8 protein-coding genes are annotated in these 12,476 nt (G+C 60.5%); 5 read left to right on the top strand and 3 right to left on the bottom strand.

Annotation, left to right across the window (positions count from 1 at the left end; translation table 11 throughout):
- Positions 1–3: 3 nt before the first annotated feature.
- Positions 4–1,035 carry an HlyD family secretion protein gene (locus tag FOY56_RS10045; protein WP_246139452.1) on the bottom strand — a complete coding sequence of 344 codons (1,032 nt, stop codon included), beginning with the start codon at positions 1,033–1,035 and terminating at the stop codon, positions 4–6.
- Positions 1,036–1,438: 403 nt separating this feature from the next.
- On the opposite strand from FOY56_RS10045, the gene FOY56_RS10050 reads away from it, so the two are divergent.
- From FOY56_RS10050 to FOY56_RS10070, 5 genes are all read left to right on the top strand, one after another.
- Positions 1,439–3,007: an alkaline phosphatase PhoX gene (locus FOY56_RS10050; protein ID WP_146345716.1), complete on the top strand. Its 1,569-nt coding sequence runs from the start codon at positions 1,439–1,441 to the stop codon at positions 3,005–3,007.
- Positions 3,008–3,263: 256 nt separating this feature from the next.
- Positions 3,264–4,508: an imelysin family protein gene (locus FOY56_RS10055; RefSeq protein WP_146345717.1), complete on the top strand. Its 1,245-nt coding sequence runs from the start codon at positions 3,264–3,266 to the stop codon at positions 4,506–4,508.
- A gap of 49 nt (positions 4,509–4,557) precedes the next feature.
- Positions 4,558–6,027 (top strand): di-heme oxidoreductase family protein, encoded by a 1,470-nt coding sequence (locus tag FOY56_RS10060; protein WP_146346020.1) that lies wholly within the window; start codon positions 4,558–4,560, stop codon positions 6,025–6,027.
- Position 6,028: 1 nt separating this feature from the next.
- Entirely contained in the window at positions 6,029–7,102 is a 1,074-nt protein-coding gene (locus tag FOY56_RS10065; RefSeq protein WP_146345718.1) for an imelysin family protein, read from the top strand.
- A 1-nt stretch (position 7,103) separates the two neighbouring features.
- Positions 7,104–8,168: a DUF1513 domain-containing protein gene (locus FOY56_RS10070; RefSeq protein ID WP_186766304.1), complete on the top strand. Its 1,065-nt coding sequence runs from the start codon at positions 7,104–7,106 to the stop codon at positions 8,166–8,168.
- Between the two features lie 12 nt (positions 8,169–8,180).
- Here the strand turns inward: FOY56_RS10070 and FOY56_RS10075 are convergent, their stop codons facing one another.
- Both FOY56_RS10075 and FOY56_RS10080 read right to left on the bottom strand, forming a co-directional pair.
- Positions 8,181–11,564, bottom strand: a complete 3,384-nt coding sequence (locus FOY56_RS10075) for a caspase family protein (RefSeq protein ID WP_146345720.1) — start codon at positions 11,562–11,564, stop codon at positions 8,181–8,183.
- Positions 11,565–11,711: 147 nt separating this feature from the next.
- Positions 11,712–12,467 (bottom strand): IclR family transcriptional regulator, encoded by a 756-nt coding sequence (locus FOY56_RS10080; protein ID WP_146345721.1) that lies wholly within the window; start codon positions 12,465–12,467, stop codon positions 11,712–11,714.
- Positions 12,468–12,476 lie beyond the last annotated feature (9 nt).

The following is a 12,476-nucleotide window of genomic DNA, read 5'->3' on the forward strand; positions in this document are numbered from 1 at the left end:
GGATCAGTCCGGCAGATTGACAGTCAGGTGATCCGGCCAGGGCGTGCCGGTATCTGTCCGCACGAACCCGATGCCACGCACACCGGTCTTGATCTCTTGTTCGAACTTGGCCAGCAGGTCGCGCGGCACGGTCAGCTTGACCCGAAACACCAGCTCTTCGCGCTGTTCTTCGGTCTCGACACTTTTGGGAGTGAACTGAGACAGCGGTGATACAAAGGTGATCTGTGCCGGAATGACAAATTCCGGAACCGGGTCCATGACCAGCCGTGCTTCGTCACCAATGGCAAGGGTGCCCACCACGGCGGCAGGCAGGTACAGATTCATGTACACATCCGACAGATCCAGCATGGTCACGATGGGCGTGCCAGCGGCCACGACTTCTCCGGGTTCCTGCAACCGGTACAGGATGCGCCCCCGCAGCGGCGATTTGATTGTCAGGTCATCATGGGCCAGCACAACCTGTTCTGCGTCGGCCTCGCTGACGGCGATCAGGGCTTCGGCGTCGGTGATCTGCGCCTTGGCCATCGCCACCGTTGCCTTGGCACTGGTCAGCGTGTTGGTCGCGTCGTCTAGCAGAACCTGCGCCACTGTCCCACTGGATTTCAGTTTGACGGTGCGGTCGTAGTTCGTCTGCGCCACGGCCAGCGCGCTTTCGGCCTGCATCAGCGTGGCTTCGGCCACTGATTTGGTTGCTTTCGTGTGCAAAATCGCGGCCTTGGCCGCGTTTACCTTGGCCGCAGCATCTGCGGTGTCCAGCTGAGCGATCACCTCTTGCGCCGTGACGATATCGCCTTCGCGTACGTTCACAGAGTCAATACGCCCGGCATACTTCGTTGCGACGTTCACGGTCTGCACTTCGACCCGACCGTTGGAATGATAAATTCCGTCCTGTTCGCGGCTTTTCCCAAATTTCTCCAGAATCGCTTCGAAGGGCGATTCGGCAGCGACCGGGGCACTGGTCACAAGGCCGGTTGAAAACACCGAAAGCACAGCAATCAGGGACCAGCGGGCAATTGTCTTGGCACCACGGGTCAAGCGCTGCCCTGGCTTAAGAAAATCAGTCATTTCACAAGTTGAAAGCATCGTCCTTCACTCCCTGGCCTTAAAATCTGTAGCGCACCGGCGATATGTGATGCATCGGGAAAAACTGACGTGGTCCTTACGCCTGTGTCACGGCGCACAAAAGAACGCGCTTGGAATATCCGCTATGCATATTGACCGTACCACGATTGGCTGACGCACCTAGGCGCGGCAAAGTGTTTCGGGGCCAGTTTGCACTGCGAGATATCCAGACTGCACAACGGCTAAGCAGGCACAGGTTCGGGGGTACGCATATTTTCGGTCGGATTGTCACAACACCGTTATATGATGCTGGCATCAGACCACGGCATGACCCGGCACATGTCGGGGGCGTCACTTATGTATCTGGAGATAGCCAATGAAGGCCCATCGCGCATCCGTTGCAGCAGTCTTGCTGGGAACCACCTTGATAGCCACCACCGCTTACGCGGAGTCCCTGACCCGGGTGGCCACCGTGCCGCTGAAAGCAGAGATCACTGGCATGTATGAAGTTGGGCCTGACCTGTTCTTCAACATCCAGCACCCGCTCAAAGATCTGGGGAACGAATACGCCAAGGCGTCGGTCGGCGTCATATCAAACGTCAACTGGGCTGCGGGCGAACAGCCCGTACCGACCGATGACGCAGGCAAATCCGTTGTCTTGTCGACTCTGGGCGATTATCAGATCCTGATGCAGGAAGGCGACGCCGGCAAAATCGGTGTCATCAAATCGATCGCTGGCGAAGATCTGATCGTGTCGAACGATCCTGATTTCAACGGCTTCCTGCCGACGGGCGACGACGCCGGGTTTCTGTTCACCAACTGGGAAAACCGCCCCGGCGGCATGTCCCGCGCCATGATGAGTCGCGCTGGCGATGGCACATGGTCGGTCGACATGAACAAGACCGATATGATCGACTTTGCGTCGGTCAAAGGCACCTGGGTCAATTGCTTTGGCACGATGTCGCCGTGGAGCACACCGCTGACGTCGGAGGAGTTGTATTTCGACTCCACCGCAGACTGGAACAACCCTGAATACAAATACATCGAAGACAACAAGATGCTGGCCAGATATCTGGGCAACGGCCAGTATCCGAACCCTTATGACTATGGCTATATCGTCGAAATCACGGATCCCGCCGGGTCGGCCACGCCGGTCAAGCAGTTCGCCATGGGCCGCTATAGCCACGAAAACACAGTTGTCATGCCCGACATGAAAACTGCCTATCTGTCAGATGATGGCACGGGCGTTGTGTTCTATAAGTTCATTGCAGACACCGCTGGCGACCTGTCTTCGGGTACACTGTATGCCGCCAGGATCACCCAACTGGGTGGCGCGGGTGCCGCCAGTGCTGACACCGAGTTGCAGATATCATGGATAGAGCTGGCGCATGGCACCAACGAAGAAATCCAAGGCTGGATCCGCGACTATGACGGCATCGGCATGGACGACTACAAGGCGGGTGAAACCAACTATATCAGCGACGCCGAGATTGCGGCCTGGGCCGCGGGCGACGCCGCTGACAACCGCGTGCCGTTCCTTGAGTCGCGTAAAGCGGCTGTCGCCAAGGGCGCAACCGGCGAATTCCGAAAGATGGAAGGCGTGAACATCAACTATGCAGGGGCGGCCAACGGCTCCGTGCCGTTCATGTACATGGCGATGTCGTCGATCGGTAAAACCATGTCCGATGGCGAAGGTCATATCGATCTGGCCGAGAACAAGTGCGGCGTTGTTTACGAGATGAAGCTGGATGCCAACTATAACGTCGGCAAAATGGTCCCGGTTGTGGCCGGTCACGGGTACAACAAAGACAACAAGCCGAACGCCTGCCCGGTCGGGTCGGTGTCGAACCCTGACAACCTGATCGTTCTGGCTGACGGGGCCGTGGTGATCGGCGAGGACACGGGCAACCATGAAAACAACGCCATGTGGATCTGGCGCAAGTAAAACACGCCTCAAGATGCGTAGTTAAGAGGGGCCTTTGGGCCCTTCTTTTACGCAAGCTTGCCAAAGCCTGACTTTTTTACTCGGTAAATGTTGTCATACTAAAACAGTCAAGATAAAAGGGGCTCAATCAAAGCAGCGCCCGGTCGCCCTATGGGCAGCCCGTCGTTGTCGATCCGCAGAGAAAAAACAGATCGGGCCAGGGCCTGTGATCGTTCGCCTCTCGCAGCAGCTAAACTCTTGATCTAGGGACAGACACATGAAGAACGCGCTTACCTCTCTCGGACTGGTGCTGGCGTTCAGCACCGCCGTGCATGCCGCCGACAAAGAGGCGGTCATCGACAATTACGCCAATATCGCGTTGGCCGGATATCAGGACAGTCTGGTTCAGGCGACCGCGCTGAAAGGTGCCATCGACGCACTTGTCTCTGCGCCGGGCGATGCCACGCTTTTGGCTGCACGAGCAGCCTGGGTCGAAGCCCGCGTGCCGTATCAGCAGACCGAAGCCTTCCGTTTTGGCAACCCGTCGGTCGACGCTTGGGAAGGCAAGGTAAACGCTTGGCCGCTGGACGAAGGTCTGATCGACTATGTTGACCCGCTGCTGGGTGGCAATGACGAAAACCCGTTCTCGCTTGCCAATATCGTCGCCAACCCTGCCATTGAAATCTCGGGCGCTCAGCTGGATGCCGCACAGATCACGCCGGCCTTGCTGCAACAGTTGCATGAATTCGACGGGATCGAAGCCAACGTTGCCACCGGGTATCACGCCATTGAATTCCTACTGTGGGGGCAAGACCTGAATGGCACCGACGCTGGCGCAGGCGCTCGCCCCGCGACCGATTTTGACACCGCGAACTGTACCGGCGGCAATTGCGGCCGCCGTGCGCAGTACCTTGTGGCCGCAGCCGATCTGCTGATCTCGGACCTTGAAGACGCCGTCGCGCTCTGGGTTGACGGTGGTCAGGCCCGCGCTGATCTGGCCGAAGGTGATGGTCTGGTGATGGCCTTCACCGGCATGGGGTCGCTGTCTTATGGCGAACAGGCGGGCGAGCGGATGAAGCTGGGCCTGCTGCTGCACGATCCCGAAGAAGAACATGACTGTTTCTCGGACAACACTCACAACAGCCACTACTATGATGGTCTGGGCATCCGGAATGTTTATACTGGTCGCTACGTCCGCATTGATGGTTCGGTTGTCGAAGGCCCGTCGCTGTATGACTACGTCGCGCAGCGCGATGCCGCACTGGCGGACGCCCTGTTGTCGGATATGAACATGACAATGATGGCGCTGGGCGCGATCAAATCCACAGCCGAGGCCGGAACCGCCTATGACCAGATGCTGGCTGCAGGCAATGACGCCGGGAACGCGCTGATCCAGGCCGGAATTGACGGGCTGGTCGCGCAAACCCGCAACATCGAACGCGCCGTCAAAGTTGTCGGCCTGGAAGGCGTATCCGTAGAAGGGTCCGATTCACTTGATAACGAATCTGAAGTCTTTAAATGACACCGGCCTGATCAGACCGGGCAGGGCAGGGGCGCTTGCCTTTGCCCTGATGGTCTGGACATCATCAGCCTGTGCAGCGGGATGGGGGGAACCCCATCTCGCAATCGTTTCAAGATCTGAAAATGAAGCCGACCGGGTGGCTAGTGTCACGGCCCCCACAAGCGATTTCACCGCGCCGGAACAGTTCGAAACCCACCCCGCCGGGGCGGCCACCAGTTTTGAACCGGACACACAGGATGCGTTTTCCTTCCCCAGCGCCAATATGTCGTTCGAGCGCGAGCTTGAGTTTGCCGTCGGCAACGGTCTGTTCAAGAAACTCTGGGTCACGGCTCCGGCGTCGACCCAAAGCAGCGACGGGCTGGGGCCATTGTTCAATGCCCGCGCCTGCCAGCAATGTCACATTCGCGACGGGCGCGGGCACCCACCCGAAGATAACGAAGATCCCGGCGTGTCCATGGTGCTGCGCCTGTCGATCCCGAAGGTCGACGGGGAGCATGACCTCAGCGCCAACGCGCCCGAGCCGACTTATGGCATCCAGCTTCAGGACAAATCCATCGCGGGAATTGCCGCCGAAGGCCGCCTGCATATCGACTATGAAACTGTCCCGGTGACGATGGGCGACGGCACCGTGGTGAACCTGCGCAAACCGACCTATTCGGTCGGCGCGCCTGCTTACGGCGACTTGCATCCCGACGTCCAGATCAGCCCCCGGATCGCGCCGCAAATGATCGGGCTTGGCCTGCTTGAAGCGATCCCCGAGGCTGACATCCTTGCCGCCGCAGATCCCGAAGACGCGGATGGCGACGGGATCAGTGGTCGCCCCAATCGCGTCTGGTCGAACGAGTACGGGCAATGGATGCTTGGCCGATTTGGTCACAAGGCCGGAGAGGCGACGATCAAAGCGCAATCCGCCAGCGCGTTTCTGGGCGACATGGGCCTGTCGACCCCGCTGACGCCCGACAGCTGGGGCGATTGTTCGCCCGCGCAAGATAACTGCCGCCAAGCCCCCAATGGCAACAGTGGCGATGAACAGGTGGAAGTGTCGACGCAGGTGTTGGACCTTGTGACCTTCTATTCACGCAACCTGGCTGTGCCCGCGCGCCGTGCCGCTGACGCTCCTGAGGTTCTGAGGGGCAAATCGCTGTTCTATGCCGCCGGGTGTACCTCGTGCCACCGTCCCAAATTCGTTACGCACCGCCTGACCGATCAGCCCGAACAAAGCTTCCAGTTGATCTGGCCCTACAGCGACCTTTTGCTTCACGACATGGGGCCGGGATTGGCCGACAATCGTACGGAATGGGACGCAAATGGGCAGGAATGGCGCACCGCGCCGCTTTGGGGGATTGGCATGACCAGAACGGTCAGCGGACATTCCTATTTCTTGCATGACGGGCGCGCGCGGTCTTTGCTAGAGGCGATCCTGTGGCACGGCGGTGAAGCCGAACCCGCCCGCGAAACCGTGCGAACCCTGTCGGCTGCGGATCGTGCAGCCCTTATCACCTATCTGGAGTCACTGTGACATGACCCGCCTGATACTTTGCCTGATTGCCGCGCTGGCCGCCGCGCCTGCCGTGGCGCAGGTCAAGGATGAGTACAACGAAGAACTGGGCTTGCCCTATTGGGCACCGGGCCGGGGCCAGGTTGATCACGATGCGCTGCGCCGCAGATCTTTGGTGGTTCTGGAAACCCAGTATTCCGCCTTTTCACAAGCCACGGCCGATCTGACCGATGCGGCCGTGGCCTATTGCGATCAGGGCGCCCCGCGCGCCGCAGTCGAACAGGCCTTTCGCGACACTTGGCTTAGCTGGGCACCGCTGGACAGTTACCAATTCGGGCCGGTTGAACTCAACGGCGCGGCGCTGGCCGTGAATTTCTGGCCTGACAAGAAGAACTTTGTCGGGCGGGCCTTGCGTGACCTCCTGGCCCAGCCGGAGAATGCTCAACGCGACCCTGCGGTGATTGCCGCAGGGTCTGCCGCCGCTCAGGGCCTGCCGGCGATTGAACTGTTGCTCTATACTGACGCGCCGGAATGCCCTGCGATCATCGGCATCTCGGGCTTTCTGAACGACATGGCCGGCACGGTGTATCACGACTGGTTCGATGACGGCGGGTGGGCCGATCTGGCGCGCGCTGCAGGGCCCGACAACCCGGTTTACCTGTCCCCGCAAGAATTCACCAAAACGCTTTATACCGCGCTTGATTTTGGGCTGATCCGGGTGGCGGATCAACGGTTGGGTCGGCCACTGGGTACCTATGAACGCAGCTTTCCGACCCGCGCCGAAGGCTGGCGATCTGGCCTGACCGCCGAGATTATCGACGCGCAGCTTGCCGGGATCGCAGTCATGATCCGCGACGGGTTTGCCGGGGACATCCGCGAACCTGACCGGGCCTGGGTGCTGCGTCTGATCGAACAAACTCGCGCCCGTATCGACAAGATCGGCATGCCGATCCCCGAGGCCGTGAAAGACCCGCAAACCCGTATCCGGGTCGAAGCGGTGCGCAGCAAGGTTGACCAGATCCGGCACGCGCTGGCCGAGGATGTCGGCCCGGGCCTTGGCGTCGATACCGGATTCAGCCCCGCAGATGGCGACTGATATGCAGCGCCGCAGCTTTCTGACCAGTATCGCGGCTGGGCTTTTGGTACAGCCCTCATGGGCTGACACCGGTGGCCCCCGCCTGCTGACCGCCGCCATCGACGAGCGAAACCGATCCTGGCTGATCGGGTTGTCCGGCGACGGGCAAGAGGTGTTTCGCCGCCCGATCCCGTCACGCGGCCACGCCGCTGCGGCGCACCCGCATCGTCCCGTCGCCGTGGCCTTTGCGCGCCGTCCCGGCCAGTTCGCCGTGATCCTCGACTGCGCTTCGGGGCAGGAACTTGGGCGTTTGACCTTGCCCGAGGGGCGTCATTTCTATGGCCATGGCGCATTCACGGCAGATGGCCAGCACCTGCTGACCACCGAAAACGCCTATGACACCGGCGATGGCCGGATTGGCATCTGGGATGTTGCCGATGGCTATGAACGTATCGCAGAGGTCCCGTCAGGCGGCATTGGTCCGCATGAGATCATCCGCCTGCCCGATGGCAGTTTCGCCGTCGCCAATGGCGGCATCCAGACCCATCCGGGTTATGGCCGGGCCAAGCTGAACCTGCCTGACATGCGCCCAAATCTGGCTTATCTGGCGGCGGATGGAACCCTGCTGGACATGGTAGAGCCCCCGGCAGCGTTGCGCCAGAATTCGATCCGCCACATTGATTGCGATGCCACGGGCCGCATTGTCGCTGCGATGCAATGGCAGGGTCATCCGCTTGACCCCGTTCCGCTGGCGGCGCTGCACCGACGGGGTGACCCGTTGCAGTATCTGGACCACCCTGAAACCGTGCGCCTGAAACAATACGCAGGCTCGGTCGCGATGACCCGCGATGGCACCGAGATCCTTGTGACCGGTCCCAAGGGCGATCACCTGATCCGGTTCGATGGTGTGGATGGCAGCCCCAGATCCGGTCAGAAGTTGCCCCTTGCCAGCGGTGTCGCGGCCTTTGGTGACGCGTTTGCCGTGACCTTCAAGGGGGGTATCGCGCTGGCCGAGGGACCCGACCTGCACCGCGTCGCGACGCCCGGCGCGCTGGTCTGGGACAACCACCTTGTTTCAGTGTCCTGACCCGAAGCGCAGTTAGTTGAAGACCCCCGGCACCAGCGTGAAATCGCTGAACTCGACCGCAATCGGGTTGCTGCCCCAACTGCTCACGCCCAAACCAATGCGCCGGAAATCATCCTTCACGGTCGCCTCCATCGTGCCCAGCCGGGTCCACTGACGGGTGTCCGGATCGAAATACGAGAACTTGTAAAGCCAGCCGGATTTCGAGATCTGCAGAACCCCGGCATCGCCACCGGTGTCCAGCTGGAACGTTCCGGAATTGCCTTCGTCGCCCGCGATCTCGTTCGCCGAGGCTGTGCAATCGTCCGAATACGCTCCGGCCACGCGTAGCCCCTTGGTACCGCCCGGTCCAAAACTGATCTGTCGGACGGCGCCGTGTTCGGCGCCGTTCCACAACACCAGCCCGGCCGAGGTTTCGCCCGCACGCTCGGGGATCTGATACCGCACCTGCGCCACCCAACTGTCACGCGGCGGCACTGGCACGGTCAGCATCGGGGCGGTATTGCGGTCGCAGTTCCAGACGCCCGAATGCCCGCCCGTGGTTTCCATCCTGATCCGGTTGCCGCGGATCTCGTGCACCGAATTCCCGTTGGGATCGCTCCATTCGAAATCGCTGAAAGCGTCATCCTGAAAGGTCTTCGGTTCGCCGTTTTTCAGGGTGGCGAAATAGGACGGAACCCACTGGTCTGGCTCGGTTTGGTCCGCGATCAGGCGAAAGTTCTCGAACACCGCGTTCAGTGGCTCGGACCCCCAGGTCTTGCCCACCAGTCCGATCTTGCGAAAATCGTCGCGCGCGGTTGCAAGGGTCGATCCGACCAGCTCCCAGTTCCGCCGCTCAGGTGCTTTGAAATAGAACGACACAAGGTCGCCGTCGCGCGCAATCCGCAGCCGCCCTTTGCCCCGGCTGTAATCGATCTTGAACGATCCGGTGCTGCCCTGCTGATTGCGCAGATCGTTTGAACCCGACGTGCAGTCCACCGCATTTGACCCGGAGACCTGAAGGGCAGTTGTCCCCGTCGGGCCAAAATACAAAGCCCGGACCGGTGCGTCTTCGAATTCATCGTTCCACAGAACAAGCCCGGTTAAGGAACTCCCGATCCGGGCGGGCAAATCAAAATCCACCTCGGCGGCCCAGCGGTCGCCTTCGGGCACATCTACCGACAGGATTGGCGCACCGCCGCGATCACAATTCCAGATGTCACGCCCGCCGCTCGATTTGATTCTGATCCGGTCGCCTTCGATCTCATGCAGGGAATCGCCGTTCGGATCACTCCATTCGAAATCTTCGAAATCCGCGCCACTGAAAGACGCGACACCCTGTTGAGCAAGCCGGTCAAAATAGGCCGGTTTCCAGGGGGCTTCGGCGGTATGGCCGGGAACGATCCGCAGATCCGAAAACGACGCGACCAGCGGTTCGTTGCCCCATGTTTTGGCCATCAGCCCGACATGCATCAGCCCGTCCTTGCCTTCGGTCATCATCGATCCGACTTCGCGCCAGTTGTGCATGAAAGGCGATTTGAAATGAAAGGTCAGCCGGTCGCCTCGCTTTGAGATCCGCAACCAGCCGCGCCCGCCCGCATATTCCAGGCCAAACCGTCCCCGGCTTCCGGCCTGTCCAGAGATATCGCCTGCGCCAGCGGTACAGTCGGCGCGATAAGATCCTGCCGCTTCCAGTTTCCGGGTTCCGCTTGGTCCGAAATACAGCGCCCGCGTCGGTGCGCCCGAGTCAGTGCCGTTCCAGACCACAAGCCCGGTATGACTGGACCCGATACGCGCTGGCAGCTGGAACCAGGTCTGGACAGACCAGCTGTCGGTCTGAGGCACAGGCACCGACAGGATCGGGGCCAGACCACGGTCGCAATTCCACATGTTGTGGTTGGCCGGGGCGCGCAGATGCACCCAATTGCCATCTATCTTGTACTGGCTGTCACCCTGCGGGTCCGAAAACTGCCAGGCCTCGGGTGCAACGGTGTATCCTTGCGGCCCCATATCGGCAAACACTGCCTTGTCTGCCTTTGACATGGTGTCGACGGGCTGGCCAAACCCGATGGACCCTTCGCGCAATTGCCGCAGTTCGCTCAGTTGGAAAACATCTGCCAGCCCACCCGTGACATTGGGCAACCACGAGGTATCTGCCGTGTCTTCGACTGTTGTCAGGTTGATCCCACCCTGCAGACGTTTCGCCGGTTCGGCCGGTTCGGGGTCTTGGGCAGTCTCGACCGGGGCTGGCGTCGCGTCTTCAGGGGCGACCTCGGCTTCTGCCGGGGCTTCGGTGGCGCCATATGCCTGCGCCCCGGCGCTGGCGGCAACTGCCGCCTCGGCTGCAATCCGGGCCTCAAGTTCTTCGACCCGCGCCGCCGCCGGATCGGCAAACTTTCCTTCAGGGTACTGATCCAGATACGTCCGGACGACCACCGGATCTTCGCTGGTCACGACCGAGGTCCACAGGACCATTTCGGCCATCAGGCTTTCGATATCCACCGCTGCGGTCTGACCTGCAACAGCCGCCTTGCTGCCGCCAACTGCCGAGCGTCCGGGCAAGACAAACACGAAATCGCCCCGTGCAAAATCGGGGTCGCGCAGCTTGCCATAGCGCGGGGTCTGGCTTTGCTCGGTATAATTGGTGACCTCATCGGCCATGAACAGCCCGACTTCTGATGCGGTCAGGTATCCGTCCCCATTGGCATCCGCCGTTGTTTCGCCCCGCAGCGCACTCAGGAACAGCTTGCGGAACGTCCCATCATCGCTGACCGTTTGCCCCGCATCGCCCGAGGTCAGGAACTGCCGCGTCGGCATGGTCGTGGCCCGCGTGACAGCGGGCGGTGCGGCACCTGCGCGGGTTGTAAAGATCGTGCCGGAAAAGCAGGAATCAAAGATCGCCAGCACGTGCTTGGCCTTCACCAGCCGCATGTAGCTGCCGAAATTGCGCATATGCAGCGCCAGCAAGGCAAATTCCGGCGCCGACGGGGCAGGGGCATCCACTGGCACCAGAAAGCCTTCGTCATCGACCGAATGCCCGTGCCCGGCGAACCAGAACAACAGGCGGGCGTCGGGGTCTTTGCCCTGAATGACAAAGAACTCCTGCAAGGTGGTGCGCAGTTCCACACTGTCGAGGTTGGTTTTCAGTGTGACGTCGAACCCCTGTTCGCCCAGCAACCCGGCAATCTCTTCGGCATCGGCCACGGCGTTGGACAAGCGTGGCCAGCCGTTGTCATAGGCGTCGTTGCCAATCACCAAGGCATAGCTGTTGCGATACAGCTCGACCCGTTCGGACACCGGAGCATTGGGGTCGGCGGCCGAGCGTAGATCCAGCATCACGCCGCGATCCTGAGCAATGGCAGGCGCGTGCGATACAGCGGCAATCACCGCGACCATCAAGGCGACAAGACTCCAGCGCATCACACCTCCCAAACACGAGGCAGCGCAGTCCAAACATATGTTTAATATGCGTATTTGGCTTGCGCCGACCGTGTGAAATTCGGTTTACATGCTAGCATCCGAATTTGATTTATCCACCCCCTGAGTGACTGTCGGGTGATGAATGGGTCAGGTAAACGTCCGCTGAATGTTCGCAGCGGTTTCACGCAGCGCGATTTCGATGGTCTCTTTCACCTCATCAAATCGCGTTGATGGAACAGGAACGGAAATTGCGTGCAGCGCCCCGGCCCAGTCCCGAAACGCAAATCCGATCGCCGAAATGCCGGATGAATGTTCATCCAGATCATAGGCCAGACCGTCGTCACGGATCTCGGCAAGCCCGGCCAGATAGCCCTTAAGGTCACCCTTGATCCCATTACGCTGCCATTCGTTGTCGATCAGCTTGATCGCCTCACCTTCGGGCATCTCAGCCAGACAGGCCTTGCCATTTGCCGTCGTGGTCAGGGGGAACACCTCGCCTACCTTGGACACAGTGGTCAGCCGATGGGTGCCGGGCACCTGATCCAGAAACGCCATCCCGACGCCACGCACCACCGCAAGGTCAGCGGTTTCGCCGGTCTTCTGGGTCAGCTCTGTCAAAAGCAGCCGACAGTGTTCGACGATGTTGTACTGCGTCGCGCTGGCCAACGCGGTCAGTTCGGGACCCAGGATCAGTCCACGGCCCTGCGGCGCGCTGATCACCAGGTTTTCGGCCATCAGCGCACTTGTGATTCTCTGTACCGTAGAACGGGGCAGGCCGACCTTTGCAGCGATCTGGCCCAGACTCATCCCGGTTTGTGTTTCTTTCAGAACGCGCAGGACAGCAGCGGCCCGCGTGATGACCTGAATCCCGGATCGTGAGTTTTTATCCTCTGTTTCAATCATATGTCTGTT

Origin of the sequence: Falsiphaeobacter marinintestinus (genome assembly GCF_007923355.1) — a bacterium.
Lineage (GTDB): Bacteria > Pseudomonadota > Alphaproteobacteria > Rhodobacterales > Rhodobacteraceae > Phaeobacter_A > Phaeobacter_A marinintestinus.